17 protein-coding genes are annotated in these 17,525 nt (G+C 51.3%); 15 read left to right on the plus strand and 2 right to left on the minus strand.

Annotated features, from left to right (window positions below; genetic code table 11):
• The first annotated feature begins 63 nt into the window (after positions 1–63).
• The 15 genes from J2T14_RS27810 (at position 64) to J2T14_RS27880 (ending at position 14,529) form a co-directional block, all read left to right on the plus strand.
• Entirely contained in the window at positions 64–414 is a 351-nt protein-coding gene (locus J2T14_RS27810) for a hypothetical protein (RefSeq protein ID WP_307207621.1), read from the plus strand.
• Positions 415–566: 152 nt separating this feature from the next.
• A complete protein-coding gene (locus tag J2T14_RS27815; protein WP_307476230.1) occupies positions 567–1,436 on the plus strand; it encodes a YitT family protein in 870 nt (289 codons plus the stop codon).
• A 39-nt stretch (positions 1,437–1,475) separates the two neighbouring features.
• Positions 1,476–2,540, plus strand: coding sequence for a thiamine-phosphate kinase (thiL, locus tag J2T14_RS27820; RefSeq protein WP_307476232.1), 1,065 nt, complete (start codon positions 1,476–1,478; stop codon positions 2,538–2,540).
• Between the two features lie 17 nt (positions 2,541–2,557).
• Complete coding sequence (tsaE, locus tag J2T14_RS27825; RefSeq protein ID WP_307476234.1) at positions 2,558–3,046, plus strand: tRNA (adenosine(37)-N6)-threonylcarbamoyltransferase complex ATPase subunit type 1 TsaE; 489 nt, start codon at positions 2,558–2,560, stop codon at positions 3,044–3,046.
• Positions 3,043–3,891: a tRNA (adenosine(37)-N6)-threonylcarbamoyltransferase complex dimerization subunit type 1 TsaB gene (gene tsaB / locus J2T14_RS27830; RefSeq protein ID WP_307476237.1), complete on the plus strand. Its 849-nt coding sequence runs from the start codon at positions 3,043–3,045 to the stop codon at positions 3,889–3,891. Before tsaE ends, tsaB begins: the two co-directional genes overlap by 4 nt.
• Complete coding sequence (rimI, locus tag J2T14_RS27835; RefSeq protein WP_307207610.1) at positions 3,888–4,376, plus strand: ribosomal protein S18-alanine N-acetyltransferase; 489 nt, start codon at positions 3,888–3,890, stop codon at positions 4,374–4,376. The genes tsaB and rimI overlap by 4 nt, the downstream gene beginning before the upstream one ends.
• A gap of 2 nt (positions 4,377–4,378) precedes the next feature.
• Complete coding sequence (gene tsaD / locus J2T14_RS27840; RefSeq protein ID WP_307476239.1) at positions 4,379–5,443, plus strand: tRNA (adenosine(37)-N6)-threonylcarbamoyltransferase complex transferase subunit TsaD; 1,065 nt, start codon at positions 4,379–4,381, stop codon at positions 5,441–5,443.
• Between the two features lie 823 nt (positions 5,444–6,266).
• Positions 6,267–7,820, plus strand: coding sequence for a 2-isopropylmalate synthase (locus J2T14_RS27845; RefSeq protein ID WP_373458223.1), 1,554 nt, complete (start codon positions 6,267–6,269; stop codon positions 7,818–7,820).
• Between the two features lie 18 nt (positions 7,821–7,838).
• Positions 7,839–8,651 (plus strand): class I SAM-dependent methyltransferase, encoded by an 813-nt coding sequence (locus J2T14_RS27850; RefSeq protein WP_307476243.1) that lies wholly within the window; start codon positions 7,839–7,841, stop codon positions 8,649–8,651.
• A 485-nt stretch (positions 8,652–9,136) separates the two neighbouring features.
• A complete protein-coding gene (locus tag J2T14_RS27855; protein WP_307476245.1) occupies positions 9,137–9,931 on the plus strand; it encodes an ABC transporter ATP-binding protein in 795 nt (264 codons plus the stop codon).
• A gap of 23 nt (positions 9,932–9,954) precedes the next feature.
• Positions 9,955–10,179, plus strand: a complete 225-nt coding sequence (locus tag J2T14_RS27860; RefSeq protein WP_307207602.1) for a hypothetical protein — start codon at positions 9,955–9,957, stop codon at positions 10,177–10,179.
• 50 nt (positions 10,180–10,229) lie between these two features.
• The gene (locus J2T14_RS27865) at positions 10,230–11,159 is read left to right on the plus strand and encodes a polyprenyl synthetase family protein (protein ID WP_307207599.1); all 930 of its coding nucleotides are present in this window, start codon (positions 10,230–10,232) and stop codon (positions 11,157–11,159) included.
• A gap of 129 nt (positions 11,160–11,288) precedes the next feature.
• On the plus strand, positions 11,289–11,462 hold the full coding sequence (comX, locus tag J2T14_RS27870; protein ID WP_307207597.1) for a competence pheromone ComX: 174 nt from the start codon (positions 11,289–11,291) through the stop codon (positions 11,460–11,462).
• 39 nt (positions 11,463–11,501) lie between these two features.
• Positions 11,502–13,901, plus strand: a complete 2,400-nt coding sequence (locus tag J2T14_RS27875; RefSeq protein WP_307476247.1) for an ATP-binding protein — start codon at positions 11,502–11,504, stop codon at positions 13,899–13,901.
• Positions 13,879–14,529: a response regulator transcription factor gene (locus tag J2T14_RS27880; protein ID WP_307207594.1), complete on the plus strand. Its 651-nt coding sequence runs from the start codon at positions 13,879–13,881 to the stop codon at positions 14,527–14,529. Before J2T14_RS27875 ends, J2T14_RS27880 begins: the two co-directional genes overlap by 23 nt.
• Before the next feature lie 22 nt (positions 14,530–14,551).
• On the opposite strand, the gene J2T14_RS27885 is transcribed toward J2T14_RS27880, so the two are convergent.
• Complete coding sequence (locus tag J2T14_RS27885; protein ID WP_307476249.1) at positions 14,552–15,499, minus strand: phosphotransferase family protein; 948 nt, start codon at positions 15,497–15,499, stop codon at positions 14,552–14,554.
• 23 nt (positions 15,500–15,522) lie between these two features.
• On the minus strand, positions 15,523–17,457 hold the full coding sequence (locus J2T14_RS27890) for an ABC-F family ATP-binding cassette domain-containing protein (RefSeq protein WP_307476251.1): 1,935 nt from the start codon (positions 17,455–17,457) through the stop codon (positions 15,523–15,525).
• Positions 17,458–17,525: the final 68 nt, after the last annotated feature.

Raw genomic sequence — 17,525 nt, forward strand, 5'->3', positions numbered from 1 at the left:
TGACCACACGGGATTCGTCCTTGCCGCATATGTTATGGCATATGCAAACGGAGGAGTGAGGGAATGGCGAATCGCGTGAAGCCGCCATTTTACGGCGCGAAAGGGAAGAAAAAGGTTATTAAGAGAACGACGGGCGCGACGCAGCCGCTTGGGCCTTACTTGAATCGTTTGACCGTGCTTTGGGTCGATGCCAATGGCGTGCCGTTCAACACGACCGGTTTCAATGCAGCGTTATACCAAGGGACAACGCTCGTGCAAACCGCGTTTTTCGACCGCTTCGGTGTTGTATTCTTCAGCCGGGTCGAAACGCTGACCAGTGTCCCGTACGCGATCCAGATCTATGACAATAGCGGTACCGTTTTCCGTACGAAGACGATTCCGGCCGGCGTAGAGGCATTCGCGGTTATTGGTTAGCGATAGGGCCCTAATACGTGCAAGCCTTCCTGGCAGAACGGCAACAAGCCGTCCGCCGGGGAGGCTTGCCGTTTTTTCTTTGAATATATAGGATGGTTAAGGTAAAATAATGTGTAAAGACCCGATAGGGGATAGGGGATGTGCGTGCGTAGATGGCAACATTGCAGCATCATAAGCTCTCCAAGCTGGAAATACTCAAGCGAGTGCTGTTCATTACACTCGGAGCGTCTTTGGTCGCCGTAGGGCTTGAAATTTTTTTGGTTCCTAACCACATTATTGATGGCGGTATTGTAGGCATTTCCATTATCGTCTCGCATCTAACGGATTGGCCGCTCGGACTCTTCCTTTTCGTTCTTAATCTCCCTTTCTTGTTTATAGGCTATAAGCAGATCGGAAAGACGTTCGCGATGTCGACGCTGTACGGCGTATCTTTCATGTCGATCGGAACGGCGCTTCTTCACCCTGTGCCTCCGCTGACCGTTGAACCGTTTCTCGCGGCTATATTCGGCGGGGTTATTCTGGGCGTCGGCGTCGGCATGGTTATCCGCTTCGGAGGCTCGCTTGACGGTACCGAGATTGTTGCCATTGTATTCAATAAGCAGATACCGCTATCCGTGGGCGAAACGGTAATGTTCCTTAACCTGTTCATCCTCAGCAGCGCGGGTTTCGTGTTCGGCTGGGATCGGGCCATGTATTCGCTCATCGCTTATTATATCGCCTACAAGATGATCGATATTACGATCGAGGGCTTCGATGAATCGAAAGCGGTATGGATCATTAGCGAGGAATGGAAGGAAGTCGGCGACGCGATCATGAGCCGTCTTGGCCGCGGCGTTACGTATTTGCATGGGGAAGGCGGATTCACGGGCGGCAGCAAAAGGGTGATCTTCTGCGTCATTACGCGTCTCGAGGAGGCGAAGATGAAGTCGATCGTAACCGAGCTTGACCCTGCAGCGTTCCTTGCGGTAGGCAATATCCATGACGTGAAGGGCGGACGGTTCAAGAAACGCGATATTCATTAACAGTAACGCGTCAAGTTGGCAGCGAAGGAGCGCGAAGCATTGGATGAATTTGCAAGTATTCATCATTGGACCGGGGAGAGGCAGAGCGCCGAGTGGCAGCAGCGGCGCGGCGTCGTGTTTGGTATCGGCGACGATACGGCGATCGTCGACGTCGGGCTGGCGGAGGAAGGCGTAGCCGCGCCAAAGCGGATGCTTCTGGCGGTTGACACGATGGTGGAAACCGTCCACTTCAATGATGCGACGATGCGTGAAGAGGACATCGGCTATAAGGCACTAGCCGCGAACGTAAGCGATATTTCCGCGATGGGCGGCGTCCCGCTGCATGCGCTCGTGTCGGTCAGCGTACCCCGTGCATGGGGGCCGGAGCGGATGCGACGGCTGTATGACGGGTTGTACGCATGCGCCGAGCGCTATGGGGTTGCCGTGATCGGCGGCGATACGACGTCGTCGCCGGAGCATTTGGTCATCGCCGTGACCGTGACGGGAACGGTCGAGGCGGCGCTTGCGCTGCGTCGCTCGGGCGCTATGCCGGGCGACGCCGTCTTCGTGACCGGCGCCGTCGGCATGGCGGCGGCCGGTCTGCATGCGCTGCTTGCACAGCGGGTGGATGGCGCTGCGGAAGCGGCGCATCCGGTCATCGTGCAAGCGCACCGAAGGCCGGCGCCGTCCGTAAGGGCCGGCCGGCTGCTTGCGGCGCATGGCCTCGGCTGTCATGCGCTTAATGACGTAAGCGACGGGCTCGCAAGCGAAGCATGGGAGATCGCCGAGGCTTCTGGCGTGCGGGTTGTTCTGCACGAGACGGAGCTTCCGCGCAGCGGCAGCATGGCGGCCTATGCCTCGGAAGCAGGCATGGATCCGCTGGAATGGATGCTTTATGGCGGAGAAGATTACGCGTTGTTGGGAACAATAGACAAAACGTCGGTCATAGCGGCCCTTGAGCTATTCCGCAAGGAGGGCATTCCGTTTTTCCTGATTGGCGAGATCGAGGCGGGCGATGCCGCTGTTGAGCTGGTACGTGCCCGGGCGGCGGGCGTCAGCCATAGCGGCAAGCAGGAGAAAAGAGTCCAGCTTGCGAAGCGCGGCTATAATCATTTTAAGCGATAAAAAAGCAGGTGATATCGATGCGGCAAAGGATAGGGAAGGGAAGCTGGCTCGCTCATACGGAGCAGGATACGATACGGCTAGCGGAGCAGCTGGCCGCTTGGGCAAAGCCCGGTACGACGATCGCTCTGGACGGCGATCTTGGCGCGGGCAAGACGAGATTTTCGCAGGCATTCGCGAAGGCGATTGGCGTTAGCGGAGTCGTGAACAGCCCGACTTTTACGATCATCAAGGAATATATGGGGGAGAACCTCCCTTTTTATCATATGGATGTATACAGGCTGTCGCTGGAAGAGGCGGACGAGCTTGGCTTGGACGATTATTTCTACGGCGGCGGCGTGACGATCGTGGAATGGGCGAGTTTAATTAAAGAATTGTTACCGCCGAATAGGCTGGAGCTGTTCATCGAGCATACGGGCGACGAATCAAGACGGATCGTACTAACCGGGTATGGAGAGCCGTATGCGGGCTTGTGCGACGCTTTACATGAGATAGGAGCAGGCGGATGAGACTGGAACGGCAACATAGCAAATCGATAGAAGGACCTGTCATAGCGCTCGATACGTCGACCGCTTCCATGGCCGCAGCGGTCGTTCATGGCAATGAGGTGATGGGCGAGGTGCAGTCGTTAGCCGAACGCAACCACTCCGTACATGTCGTTGCGCATCTGAAGCAGCTGCTCGCAAGCTGCGGCGTGACCGAGCAATCGCTGGCCGGAATCGCGGTAGGCAAAGGCCCGGGATCCTACACGGGCATGCGAATCGCGGTATCCGTCGCCAAGACGCTCGCATGGGTATGGAAAAAGCCGCTCGTCGGCGTGTCGAGCCTCGAGGCTATCGCTTACGGCGCCTTGCAGCGCGGAATCGAAGCGTTAGAGGCGTCCGTGCCTCTTGCTGCCCATGCCGAGAACGGCGAGCAATGGGTGCTTCCGATTATGGACGCGAGGCGCGGACAAGTGTACAGCTCCGGCTTCCGCATGACGTCTGACGGCGAATGGGAACGTTGGGAGAACGACGCCGTGAAGCTTATGCACGGTTGGGTGGATGACGTTATTGTACGGGCAAAGGCTAGTGCCGAGTTATCCTCGCCCGTTCGCAAAATATGGCTGGCTGGCGACCTGTCGCAGCATGAGGCGGAAGCGGAGCGACTGCAGCAATTAGGAAAGCAGATCGGCATCGAAGTGGCGAGGCAGCCTTATGTACTGGAAGGGCGCTGGATTGCCTATTTGGGTCAACAGCTGCTGGCATCGGGAGTTTCCGAGAATGTCCATACGTTTGCCCCTAACTATACGCAGCTTACGGAGGCGGAAGTCAAGCTGAAGGAGAAGCAAGCGGAAGAAGGCGTAAACGGATGAGCATAGACGTCAATAAGCTGGAGTTCCGTGCAATGACGCTAGCCGACATTGCCGCAATCGTGGAGATTGAGGAAGAAGCGTTCTCCAGTCCGTGGACGACAGAAGCGTTCACGAATGAGCTGTTGAACAATATGTTTGCCAAATATATGGTCATGGAATTCAGCGGCGATATTATTGGCTACGGCGGCATGTGGATCATTATGGACGAGGCGCATGTGACGAATATTGCCGTGCAGGTCGACTTCCGCGGTCAAGGTCTGGGAGATCTGCTGCTTGGAGAGCTTCAGCGGACGGCCGTATTTTTTGGCGCGGCCAAGATGACGCTGGAGGTTCGGGTGTCGAATGAAAACGCGCAGCGGCTGTACCGAAAGCATGGCTTCGAGCCTTCCGGCATACGGCCGCGCTACTACTCGGACAACGACGAGGATGCGCTCATTATGTGGGCGGAGCTTGATCGTGAACGGCTGAAGACAGAGGAGCTGTAACAGTGAGTCATCTAGAGAAAAGTGCTAGCCTCGCTTCGGAGAAGGCTAATCGTATTATATTGGCGATCGAGACGAGCTGCGACGAGACGTCCGTTGCCGTTATTCGCAACGGCAAACAGATCTTGTCGAATGTCGTATCCAGTCAGATCGATATTCATGAGCGTTTCGGCGGCGTCGTACCGGAGATCGCTTCGCGCAAGCATGTCGAGTCTATAACGGTTATTATGGAGCAGGCGTTAAAGGAATCCGGGCTTACGCTGAACGATATTTCCGCTATTGCGGTTACGCAGGGGCCGGGCCTCGTTGGCGCACTGCTGGTCGGTATTGTCGCGGCTAAGACCCTTGCAATGGCGCTCGATATTCCGCTCATTGGAACGCATCATATAGCGGGGCATATCTACGCGAATGAGCTTGTCGCCGAGATGGAATATCCTTGCATGGCGCTTGTCGTCTCGGGCGGTCATACGGAGCTCGTGCTGCTGGAGCGCGAAGGCAGCTTCCGAATGGTCGGCAGGACGAGAGACGATGCAGTCGGAGAAGCGTACGACAAGGTTGCGCGAGCGCTGCACCTTCCTTACCCGGGAGGGCCTTACATCGACCGGCTGGCGAGCGAAGCGGAAGAAGCTATCCCGCTTCCCCGCGCATGGCTTGAAGCAGACAGCTACGACTTCAGCTTCAGCGGTCTCAAGTCTGCCGTACTTGCCGTCATTAACCAAACGAAGATGAAGGGACTTGAGCTGAACGAAGCGGCGCTTGCCCGCGGCTTCCAGGAATCGGTTATCGAGGTTCTTGTAACGAAAGCGCTGCGAGCGGTTAAGCAATTCGGGGCCAAGCAGCTGCTTCTTTGCGGCGGCGTAGCGGCCAATCGCGGCTTGCGCGCTTCTTTGCAGGCGAAGTGCGAAACGAACCAAGTCCCGCTCCTTATCCCTCCGCTCTCGCTCTGTACGGACAACGCGGCAATGATCGGAGCGGCTGCCAACCTTAAGCTGAAGCGCGGTCAATACAGCGGTCTCGATCTGAAAGCCGATCCGGGTTTGTCGCTGGAAGAGTGGTCGGTCGGAAGCTGACTAAAAATTTTTCCTCCGCGCTGAATTGACAGATAACTTTCCGGGGCATATAATAAGCAACAAACCTTCAACAACATACTTACAAACGCAAGGATCAGGAATAGTAAAGTTTATCCGGGATCGGCCGTCAGCCTTCAGAGGCGCCGGCAACAGAGAGCTGCGGGACGGTGCGACGCAGTCGAAGGAAGCTTGAAACTCGCCTGGGAGCGGAGCAATGGAAGCGCAGAAACGATGCGGGATGCATTATTTCGGTAGCGCGGGTACATTGGTACGGTTAACCTCCGTAATAGGGTGCATGGCGTCAACATCCGGAGTTGGCCTATGCTTAAGGTGGATATCCATACTCGACTGTTAAAGGACGGGAACGGGATGTCAACAAGGGTGGTACCGCGCGGGTCGTAATAGCCTGTCGTCTCTTGATTATAGAGACGATGGGCTTTTTTTATTGCCAATCGAATAGGGATCAAACGCAAAGAACAGGAATAGTAGAACGCAAAGCTGGCAAATAAGCGGCATACGGAGGTTCATAAGCCGCTGCGCAAGAGAGCTGCGGGATGGTGCAACGTAGTCGAAGCTTAAGGTTCGAAGCTCGCCTGGGAGCGAAACGTCTGAATGGGATAAAGCGGCATGCAGCTTATCCGGATAGGATGTTACGGCTGGCCTCCGATATCGGGCAACGAGTGGGCTTGACACGAACGTCCGGCCAATTAGAGTGGTACCACGGTAGATGTTAAAGTCTGTCGTCTCTTATGCAGATAAGAGATGGCGGGCTTTTTTTGTTACCCCAAAACAACTTTAGGAGGTCATTCCAATGACAAACGATATGAAAAAAATTCAAATTTTCGATACGACATTAAGAGACGGCGAGCAATCGCCAGGTGCATCCTTAGCGCCAGAACGCAAAATCATTATCGCCAGACAACTGGCGAAGCTGGGCATCGACGTCCTCGAGCCGGGTTTCCCCGTGTCCAGCCCCGGTGAATTCGCTGCGGTACAGCAAATATCGAGGGAGCTGCAAACGGTGGAGATCGCCGGCTTCGCCCGCGCGGTCAAGGCAGACATTGACGCCGCCGTTAAGGCGACGCAGGATGCGGCGCGCAGAAGACTGCATCTGTTCATCTCCTCCTCGGATATCCATCTGAACCACCAGCTGCGCAAATCACGCGACGAGGTTGTGCAGATTGCCCGCAAAATGGTCGCCTACGGCAAGCAATTCGTAGACGAGATCGAGTTCTCGGCCATGGATTCAACGCGTTCCGGCCGCGACTTCGTCATTCAGCTGGTAGAAGCGGTTATTGCCGAAGGCGCGACGATCATCAACCTGCCGGATACATTAGGTTATGCGATGCCGGATGAAGTGACGGAACTGTTCCAAGCGGTTCGCAAGCAAGCCAGAGGCGGGGAGACCGTTAGGTACAGCGCGCATAATCATAATGACCTGGGGCTTGCTGTTGCCAACAGCATAGCGGCTATCAAGGGCGGAGCAACGCAAATCGAGGTAACCGTCAACGGCATTGGCGAGCGTGCGGGCAATTGCTCGCTGGAGGAATTAGTCATGGCGATCGAGACGCGCGAGGACGCGCTGCAGGCGGAAACGAACATTCAGGTGAAAGAGATCTACCAAACATCCCGTCTGATCAGCCGGGCGATGAACTTCCCGATCGCCTATAACAAACCGATTGTAGGACGCAATGCGTTCCAGCATGAATCGGGCATCCATCAAGACGGTTTGCTTAAGAACCGCAGCACGTATGAAATCATGGATCCTGAAGCGATGGGAATATCCCACAACATGATCATACTCGGCAAGCACTCCGGCCGTCATGCCATTAAGCATCGCTTATCCGAATACAGCATCGTGTTAACCGATGAGCAGCTTCAAGACGTATACGACCGATTCAAGGAAAGGGCCGATGAGCAGAAGATCGTTACGGACGACGAGCTGATTCGCATTGCCGGCGATTTGACGCAGACGCAGCCTGATCCGTACGTGCTGGTCGATCTGCAAGTACATTCGGGCACGCAACGTTCGCGTACGGCTACGGTTACGATCCGGGAGAATGAAGGAGGCGAGGAGAACGCTTATATAGCGATTGGCGCAGGACCGGTCGAGGCGGTTATTCATGCGATTCAACAGGCCATTCCGGTTGCCGCCGAATTCGAGGATTTGGAGCTGCATTCGATATCCACAGGCGAGGATGCCCACGGAGAAGCGGTCGTGTCGATTATCCATGAGGGGCAGCGATTCCGCGGCACGTCGATTCACAAAGACATTATATTGGCAGCGGCCCAGGCTTATATCTCGGCATGCAATCAAGCGGTGATGACGACAGGAAGCAGAACGGTCTCAGGCAGTAAGGACCAGAAGGCGAACTAACGACGGGAGCGGATGAGGATGAAAGAAGTTGTCGATTATTACAGTGGATTCGATGAATGGGGACGGCTGGAGAGAGAACCGCTTGAGTTCCAAACTTATTGGCACTATTTGCGTCGCTTCCTTCCTCCATCCGGCCATATTCTCGATAACGGCGCCGGGCCTGGGCGATATGCGCTTAAACTTGCCGAGCGCGGTTATGAAGTGACCGTTAACGATTTAACGCCGAGGCTCGTACAGCAGGCTCGTGGGAAGGCAAAGGAAACGGGGTTGCTGGGCCAGTTCCGCGGTTTTCATTCCTTTAATGCAACGCATTTATCGGGTCTTGAAGATCAGAAATTCGATGCATCGCTTATGTTAGGCCCTCTGTACCATCTGCAGCGGGAGGAGGAGCGGAACCAAGCCGCGTCTGAGCTATATCGCGTCACGAAGTCCGGTGGTTATGTGTTCGTTGCGATGATGACGAGAACCAGACATCTTATGACGTCGCTATTGTATCCACAGCATTGGCAGCCGAACGATTCCATAAACGGAATAAAAAAGTTTCTTGAGACTGGCGTGTTCAATCATCGGGATCAAGGCAGATTCACGGGCGCTTACTACTTTAAGCTGGAGGAGATAGAGTCGTTCATGCAGACGCATGGCTTCCAATGCGTGAAGCTGGTAGGCTCATCAGGAACGGCTGGACTGTTCCAAAAGGAACATTTGGAATATTGGCGTAAGCAAGGCGATGAAGACTATGCGGAGGCCGTTAAGCTGATGGTAGAAATGGCAGGAGACCTAGGCGTCCTGGGTCTCTCCCCCCATGTCATGTGCATTGGAAGGCGGATATAAAAGGATTTTTTCCAAAATGCTGAGTTATCCACATAGGCGAAGCGAATTGTGTATAACTTTGCCGAAGCCTTGATACGACAATGTTTTCGATAGTTTGTAAATGTGGGGTAAACGGGGATAGTTTTTTCACAGCCTGCCTGTGGATAATGTGTATAACGTGGACAATTTAACAGGGAGTTGTTAACAGTTTAATCGAAACGCTATTTATCGCGAAATTGTTACAGCTACAAATTGTCGGTATCGACTGAATTAACTAACAATTTATGCAGATATGTGGATAACTTTGTGTGTAAGTCGAAATAAGCCGCATTTCCGGTTTTGGCCCATGATTGCGCTCTCATTGCGGAGCGCAAAATTTTTGCGCGAATTACGAGATAGGTTTTCGGTGAAAAAATAAAAAGCATACGTTATCGTTATAGTATGTTGTTTTCAGTGAAAACGAGCAGCTCAAACTGCGCTTAAGCGTGAATGGAGGCCAATCATAAATGGATATGCAGACAGTCATTCAGGTAAGCTCGATAAGCAAGCATTACGGGGCGAACAAAGCGGTTGACAAAGTATCGTTTCAAGTAAGGAAAGGCGAGCTATTCGGAATCGTCGGCACGAACGGTGCGGGCAAGACGACGTTGCTCGAAATGATGATGGGCTTGCGGATGCCCGATAAGGGCGCTATTCATGTGCTCGGACGCGATGTTTTGTTTGAGGCGGATTTATTAAAGGAAGACATCGGCATTCATCTGCAAAGCACGACGTTGATCGATAAAATGAATGTTCGCGAGGCGCTGGAACTATTCCAATCCTTTTACAAACGCAAAAACGATCTGGATATGATAATAAAGCAATTCGATTTAGAACCTTATGCCGATAAAATAGTTAAACGCCTGTCGGGCGGCTGGCGGCAACGTACCGCGCTCGCGATCGCAATCGTGAATGATCCTCATATTATTTTTCTCGATGAGCCGACGACAGGTCTCGACCCGGCAGCCAAAAGAGATTATTGGTCGCTTCTGCTTGAGCTTAAGCGGCAGGGGAAGACCATCGTTGTCGCCTCGCATGACATGGAGGAGCTTCAGCGCAACTGCAATCACATAGCCGTTATGCGAAGAGGAGAAATGGTTGCATGCGATAGTCCGGCGGCTCTTATATCGAATTTGCCAGGAGGCGGAATGACGATGGAGGCCGTCTATATGCATTACGCGGTCGAATCCAAGAAAGATGAACAACATAGGCCTATCCTTATTACGGATGAAAGCATAAACGCGCTCAATTTGCTTATGTAAACCTCAAGGAGGGCTTTGCGCAAATGGATCATGGCGATCACACCAGCAGTCCGTCAGCCCGGAAGACACAGTTATACGAGAAGAGAATGGAGATGATATCGCGATTAATGATCCGACTAGATGAGGAGGCGAATGACGAACAGACTAGACAGTCTGGCGATGGAAAAAACGGCGGACTCATGGACCGCATATCCAAATCGCTTGGTCTTGATAAATGGCTAAATGTCGTTTATCGGATGTTTACTTGAGAGAATCATAGTATACTTGGTAATAAATTGTATCTCTCGGAGGCAAGCGGATGATAAACGGCAATACCCTTATCGAACAGCATATGCGCGACATGGTCGGTCGGTATTTTACTGCGGAACCGCTGTTGCGCTATGCGCTTCAGTTTACGGAGGACAAGCTTGGCGAATCGATCAAATTCGGCCAATTGACGTTGCTCCATTACCGAATGTTCGGCGGAACGGCCCCAGCCATCTATCAAGCGGCGGCAGCGGTCGAACTGTTCATATTGGCGTCCGATATATTCGACGATCTGCAGGATCAGGATGCTCCCGGGAAAAGCTGGATGCAAGTGCCGGCTCCGATTGCGATTCATGTCGCTTCCTCGCTGCTGACTTTGTCGCAGCAAGCGATGCAGAGCTGCGAGTTCGACCAAGCGGTTCGCTTAGCGCTCATCGGTCTGATGAACGACCAGCTCCTGCGAGCGGCAAATGGGCAAATGCTCGATTTAATGGATATGGCATCGGATGAGCAGTCTTATTTGGAAACGGTAAAGCTGAAGTCGGCCTCGCTGCTTCTGTTCGCATGCATGACGGGGGTTATTGCCGCAGGGAAGCCTTGGCAGCCGGTCGTTGCCGAATATGCTCAGGAGATCGGCATTGCGGCACAAATCCGCAACGATCTTCGCGATTTGCTGAGATGGGACGAGAAAAGCGACTTCCTGCAACGCAAGCGCACTTTATTGACGATGTACTTGGTCGAGAGCGTATCCGGCGAGGACAAGTGGATTGCCGACTATTTCGAAGGTTTGCTTAGCATTCAAGACGTGGAGCGAAGATCGGAGATGTTCGAAGAGGCGGTCGAGCGTTCAGGTGCGCTTTTATATGGCGCTGTCATGAGCCGAATGCACTATAACCGCTTCGAGGAGTTGCTCGATTCCATGCAGGAAATAAGTCCTTGGAAATCGGATTTTTTGCACATGTTGAACGGCGAAATTGCATAAATACAAACCGCGCAAAACCCATTTCGGTAAATACGAATCATTTTTGCGTTTTCTGTCGAAACTTTTCCTGCTATATTAGAAATGTGTAATAATTAATCATATTCTAGTAGAGAAGCGGAGGAGTTTAAAATGTTAAAAGAAACGATTCGTCAATTGGCAAGCAGTTCGGAAAAAATGTCTTTGGTTATGGGTGGACAAGTACAATTAGCGGGTGTTTCTGTAGCTGAACAAAAAGCTCTTCTCGGCGAACTGAAAAACAAAAACGACAAGAAAGAAAACTACAAGCTGTCTTACTGGCTGTAAGAAATCGTTTATTATGGTGTAGGATGCGGAGGAAAAACAGTGAGCACTAACACACGAAACCGAGCAGCTTTTCTTCTACTCCTTGTAGCTATATTAACGATACTAACGTATATTACTGTCATCATTGTACGGGAGCCGTTTATCGGAGCAGAAGTGTTTCGAAATGAAGCTGGCGAGTATGTCGTAAAGCTGGTAGAGCCCGCCGGACAAGCCCAAATCAAGGGGATAAGAGCCGGAGATGTTATTCTCACGGTTAACGGAGTTCCGGCGGCTCACTACCAGAATGCGAATAAGTTCAATTGGATCGAAAAGGCTGAAGACGTGTCTATTAGACATTCGGACGGCACGATGCAAAGCATTACATTTACTAGAGGCTGGGACGGCGATCATTCCAGTTGGGAGATGCTTATCCAGCTATACGTACCGTTAACCTCGTTTTTAATCTTTTCGGCGTTATCCCTTCTTCTCTATATGAAACGCAGAAATGATAAAGCGGCATTAATGCTTATATCTTTTTTTGTTATTATCGGTTTAAGCTATTATTGCTCCGCCGCAACCTACCGAAGCGATCGGATCGGCATGTCCTTGCTTTACTTATTGCTTCCGAATATCCCTATTTCGTTCATGTTATTCATGAATAAGTACTTAAGCCGTTTTAATGTGACGTTCATTCGCAAGAAGCAAATAGCATTTTTAAGTGTTATTTTTTTTGCAGTTACCGTAAGCTGCCTGCTTTATGTATGGACCTCGTACATTTCAACAGAAGTCTTTTTCTACATAAAAATGTTGTATTTCGGAATTTTGTTTTTTAGCAATTTCATTGTTATTATTCAGCTCATACGCAAGTTTTTGAACCACCGCAATACCAAATTAAATTCCTTGTTCAAGATTACGCTCGTATCCCATATAGTGGCGTTTACGCCGTTTACGACGATGAACCTGCTTCCGCTGTTAGTCGGAGGAGGGCAAATATTACCGGCAGCATTTACGGCACTATTTTTGTTCGTCCTTCCCATTGTGTATTTTTATTTGTTGACCTCCAATCAACTATTCGATATTGACTTTATCCTAACAAGGTTTAAATATTATACGTTAATTGCCATTGTGCCTTCGATGGCTATTGCTGTCGTTTTGTTGTTTATTGTTAGCAACACAAACTACAATTCGACATGGAGCAGCGGATTCATCGTGTTTGTCGTTATTTATATCGGAATGACCTTGTTCCTTTACGCGAAGGAACAAATCGACCATCGTTACCGTCCAAAGCTGTTCAAAGCGATGTACAGCTATCAGGACAGTCTTGACCGGTTTTCCCGCAAAATAGCCCGAGTGATGAAGCAGGCCGATCTGGAGGAGATTCTAAAACAGGAAATCAATGAGCTCCTTCCGGTAAATCGAATTCACTTCCTGCTTGTCGATTACTCCGAGAACGTCGTTTATCCAATGGGCGAGAAGCCCGATGAGCTTATTACGGGAGAGTTTCTGCTTGGAGCCTCTTATTCGATGCAAGTAGGCGAGTTAATCGATTTACCCTATGGATTGGGACTTGTTATTGGTCGGCAGCGTACCCGCTACCATATTCTATGGATCGGCATGAAGACGAATCATACCAGATTCAACTCGGATGAGCTGCGCTGGCTGAAGACGATGTCGAACTATGCCAGCATTGTGTTCGAGAATCTGTATTTAATTGAAGGTTTGATCGAGGATTTGGAATCGGAGCTTAAGAAGGAGCATAATACCTCGCCTTGGGTGCTGCGCCTCTTGTTCTGCCTGTCCGAAAATGAACGTCGGAAGCTTGCCGCAGATCTGCACGACTCGGCGCTTCAGGATCAGCTTTTATGGTATCGCAAGCTTGAAGCAATCATGATGGATCATCCGATGACAGACAAGCTCGACATGGAGCTGCAAGATATTAAGGAAGGCCTGTTAGACGTTATCCATCAAATTCGGGAAACATGCAATGAGCTTCGTCCTCCCCTCCTTAAGGAGATGGGGGTTATTGAAGCGGTCGAATCTATTATCGAGCTAACGCTGATGCGCGTTAACTTTGAGGTCGACTTCCATGCGAAACCGTTCGACCGTCCGCTTAACGAGGAGCAGATTACGGCGATCTATCGAATTGTACAAGAGCTTCTGCGGAATGCGGACAAGCATGCCAATGCCAAGCTCATTCGGCTTGAGCTAGAGATGAAGCATGACGTGATTTATTTCAGATATAAGGATGATGGCATCGGAATGGATGTCAATCAAATGATTGCGACATTCGAGCATATGGGGCTATCAGGCATCAAAGAGAGAGTGACTAGCCTTGAAGGCGACATCACCTTCCATTCGCAGCGGGGAAGCGGCCTCGAAGTAATTATTTTAATACCGGAGAAAATGACCTCTGGGCTGTCGGAAATGGGGATTTCGCGTGATTCGTATCTTATTAGTTGACGATCATCCTTCAGTAGGCGAAGGGACAAAAACGATGATTGAGCAAGACCCCGATATGGAAGTATCGGTCGTGCTCTCTGCTATAGAAGCGCTTGAACTGATTCAGACGAAGAGCTTCGATCTTATCTTATGCGACTTGAACATGCCGGGCATAAGCGGTTTGGAATTGACAAAGCGGTTAATACAGCAGGATGCCGAACGCAAAGTAATCATTTATACCGGCTATGAGATCGGTACACACTTTAATTTGTTAATCGAATCTGGCGTGTCAGGCTTCATCTCGAAGACGATATCGAGGGAGCAATTGCATAATGCGATTCGCTGTGCAATGCGGGGCGACGCGGTCATTCCGATCTCGCTTCTGAAGCAGTTGCGAAGAAACGAGATTAAGCTTGAACGTCAGGAGCTGTCGATCGAGGACGTATCGATTAATGAGAAGGAACAGACGATTTTGCATGAGGTGGCGACGGGCATTAGCAATAAGGAGCTTGCAGCCATGCTGCATGTTAGCCAGCGCAACGTTGAATATCAACTATCTAAAATATTCGAGAAGCTAAGCGTGCGGTCTCGTTCGGAAGCGATCAAAGAGGCGCAGCGTTTGGGCTTAATCAGCTTGGAGCAGTATTGAGAAGAAGCCGGTCGAACACGAATTATTCGTGTTCAGCCGGCTTCTTGTCTATACGATTAACGAGGCTAATCATATATAAGTCCATACGTTCCGCGATTAAAGCGTCTGTCAGCCCCTCGAAGCCAAGATCCGTCCAACCCGGATAGACGGTAGGTGAGTCGAAGAAGGCGTCGCATAAGGAGATTGCATCCCAGTAAGGGTCGTATGTGAATGTTGAGCTTGCATATTCGACATAGGCGTCCAAAAACCGGTCTGCTGCCTCTACGCCGTAAAGCAAGGCAAGGTTGAGCCGACAATGTCCGATATCGACTCCAGCAGGGCCTTGGCATGCATTCACCCAATCGACAATTCCGCTAACCTTGTCATCCTGCCAAAGAATATTGGTTGGATGATAGTCGCGATGGATGAAGCAGGGCTTAAACGATGGGCGAGGACGCTGAGCTAGCGCGATGAGCTCGCTCCATGATCCGGTCTGCGCAGACCAGGATGGAGGCCGCAAAGCTTGAATATCGCTATACGTATAGTAGCTCCAAGGGAAATCATCCGCGTTGACTTCGTGTATCGATGCAAGTGCCGCAGCCATCCGATCCAGCCATTGATTAAGGTCGCCGGGTTCTAGAACAACAGTACCTTCGAGCTTCGTCATAAGGACGGAGGGATGACCGTTTAATCTGCCGCTCTCGTCGAAAGCTACCAGTTCGGGTGTTGGTACTTTCACGAGAGCAGCCCATTTCAGGCATTCCGCTTCGTGAAGGGCAAGGTCGGGCTCCTGCTCCAGCCATTCGTGATTGTCGAACTGGCGCAGTACATAGCTTGTTGCCCGATTTTCGGCAGTAACGGTAACGTTAAGAACGATAGACGACACGCCGCCTTGCAGTCGATGTATCGTTTGCACACAAGCTGACGGTTTAATTACGTTTGTTAACCATTCCATGGTTTGTCCGGAAATTGTATGATTGGAATGCTTCATAAAGAGATTCCCCCATTTCGCCGTTACATATATTTCTCCCATTCCTCGTACGCGTTCGCTAGAGCTGTTTTGTGCTTCTCGATTTCGGCTTGTATTTCCTGAATACGAACATAATCATTAAAGATAGCAGGATCTGCCAGCTTCTCTTCTAATTCAGCGATCTGCCGCTCCCCGTTAGCAATGTCTTGCTCAAGCTGCTCGACCTTGCGCTGGCGGCTCCGTTCTTCACGTTTCGCTTGCTTGTCCGCTTCGTACGAGGTGGCAGGCGCATTGTCAATTGCTGCCGACTTGGATGAGTTTGTCGATTGCTTGGCTAACGCTTCTAGGCGTGCTTCCTCAATCTCGCTTTTTTTCTCTATCATATCGTCATAATTTCCTAGGAAATGATCCGTGCCGCTCGGCTTTAATTCGACAATGCGCTCAGCCATCTTGTTTAAGAAGTAACGGTCATGAGAGATGAATAGCAGCGTGCCCTCGTAATCCATAAGCGCCGCCTCGAGCACCTCTTTGCTGAATAAGTCCAAATGGTTGGTAGGCTCATCGAGAATTAGGACATTCGCTTGCGCAAGCATGAGCTTGGCGAGCGATACGCGTGCCTTCTCGCCGCCGCTTAACGACGAGACGCGCTTTAACACGTCTTCGCCACTGAACAGGAAGTTGCCAAGGACGGTACGAATACGAGCTTCTTCCATATGGGAATAGGCGCTCCAAACTTCTTCCAGAACCGTATTATTTCCGTTTAGACGCGTATGTTCTTGATCGTAATAGCCGATTTTCACGTTTGTTCCCCAACGTAAGAAGCCGCTTGTAGGTTCGTTCTGCCCGACGAGAACTTTAAGCAGTGTCGATTTGCCGATGCCGTTCGGTCCGATTAAGGCAACGGTCTCGCTGCGCGATAGTTGGAAGGAAACGTTATTGAACAGCGGCTTCGATTGCCCGGGAAACGTAACCGAAAGGCCGCTGACATCCAGCACGTCCTTGCCGGTCATGCGCTCGATTTCGAAGCTGAAGTAGGCTTTCTTTAAGTCGCCCATCGGTTTGTCGAGCCGATCCATCTTATCCAGTGCTTTCCGTCTGCTCTGCGCCCGCTTCGTCGTGGAAGCCCGCACAATATTTTTCTGTATGAACTGCTCCAAACGAGAAATCTCATCTTGTTGCTTCTCGTATTGCTTCATATTGCTCTCATAATCGGCAGCCTTCAGTTCCATGTACCGGCTGTAATTACCGGTGTACCGCTTGGATACATGCCGTTCGATTTCAATAATGGTCTGAGCGAGCGCATCGAGGAAATAACGGTCATGGGAGACAACGACGATAGCGCCGGAGTAACCGCGCAGGTAGCTCTCGAGCCAAGTCAGCGTCTCGATGTCCAAATAGTTCGTTGGTTCGTCGAGCATCAACAGATCGGGTGCTTGCAGCAGGATACGAGCGAGCGCGAGCCGTGTCTTCTGCCCGCCGCTTAATGTGGAAATACGCGTACCGGGCGGAAACTGCCCGAAGCCCATGCCGTGCAGCACGCTGTTGATGCGTGTGTTGATCTCGAATCCGCCTTGCTCGCGGAACCAGTCCGAACGCTTGGCGTAACGCTCCAGCGTATCTGCATAACGCTTCTCGTCGTCATGCAGGGCAGGATCGGCGATCTTCACTTCAAGATCGCGAAGCTCCTGCTCAGCGTCCAGCAGATGGGCGAAGACGGCTCTCATCTCGGACTCGATGGTCCGATCCGAGTTAAGGCCGCTATTTTGCGCCAAGTAACCGATTTTCGTTTCTTTCGCTTTATGGATATCACCGGAGTCGGCAGTAAGCTCCCCGGCAATAATTTTTAACAATGTCGATTTGCCTGCGCCGTTCACGCCAACGAGTCCGATTCGCTCGCGCTCCAGCACTTGCATAGAAATATTCGATAGCACGACGTCAACGCCATAGCTCTTCGTTATGTTGGATACTTGCAGCAGCATCTTGAAACCTCCAGCAAATAATTGCAACGAAATTTGTTGCTTGTCATCCTCTCTAGTTTACCATAAAA

Source organism: Paenibacillus harenae, assembly GCF_030812415.1.
Taxonomy (GTDB): Bacteria; Bacillota; Bacilli; order Paenibacillales; family Paenibacillaceae; genus Pristimantibacillus; species Pristimantibacillus harenae_A.

What these genes read in the sequence shown, in the direction of transcription:
- J2T14_RS27845 (WP_373458223.1), top strand. Translation starts at nt 6,267, where the DNA reads ATGAAAAAAATTCAAATTTTCGATACGACATTAAGAGACGGCGAGCAA.
- J2T14_RS27890 (WP_307476251.1), bottom strand. Translation starts at nt 17,457, where the DNA reads ATGCTGCTGCAAGTATCCAACATAACGAAGAGCTATGGCGTTGACGTC.
- J2T14_RS27865 (WP_307207599.1), top strand. Translation starts at nt 10,230, where the DNA reads ATGATAAACGGCAATACCCTTATCGAACAGCATATGCGCGACATGGTC.
- J2T14_RS27885 (WP_307476249.1), bottom strand. Translation starts at nt 15,499, where the DNA reads ATGAAGCATTCCAATCATACAATTTCCGGACAAACCATGGAATGGTTA.
- J2T14_RS27855 (WP_307476245.1), top strand. Translation starts at nt 9,137, where the DNA reads ATGGATATGCAGACAGTCATTCAGGTAAGCTCGATAAGCAAGCATTAC.
- tsaB (WP_307476237.1), top strand. Translation starts at nt 3,043, where the DNA reads ATGAGACTGGAACGGCAACATAGCAAATCGATAGAAGGACCTGTCATA.
- rimI (WP_307207610.1), top strand. Translation starts at nt 3,888, where the DNA reads ATGAGCATAGACGTCAATAAGCTGGAGTTCCGTGCAATGACGCTAGCC.
- comX (WP_307207597.1), top strand. Translation starts at nt 11,289, where the DNA reads ATGTTAAAAGAAACGATTCGTCAATTGGCAAGCAGTTCGGAAAAAATG.
- J2T14_RS27815 (WP_307476230.1), top strand. Translation starts at nt 567, where the DNA reads ATGGCAACATTGCAGCATCATAAGCTCTCCAAGCTGGAAATACTCAAG.
- tsaE (WP_307476234.1), top strand. Translation starts at nt 2,558, where the DNA reads ATGCGGCAAAGGATAGGGAAGGGAAGCTGGCTCGCTCATACGGAGCAG.
- J2T14_RS27850 (WP_307476243.1), top strand. Translation starts at nt 7,839, where the DNA reads ATGAAAGAAGTTGTCGATTATTACAGTGGATTCGATGAATGGGGACGG.
- J2T14_RS27810 (WP_307207621.1), top strand. Translation starts at nt 64, where the DNA reads ATGGCGAATCGCGTGAAGCCGCCATTTTACGGCGCGAAAGGGAAGAAA.
- J2T14_RS27860 (WP_307207602.1), top strand. Translation starts at nt 9,955, where the DNA reads ATGGATCATGGCGATCACACCAGCAGTCCGTCAGCCCGGAAGACACAG.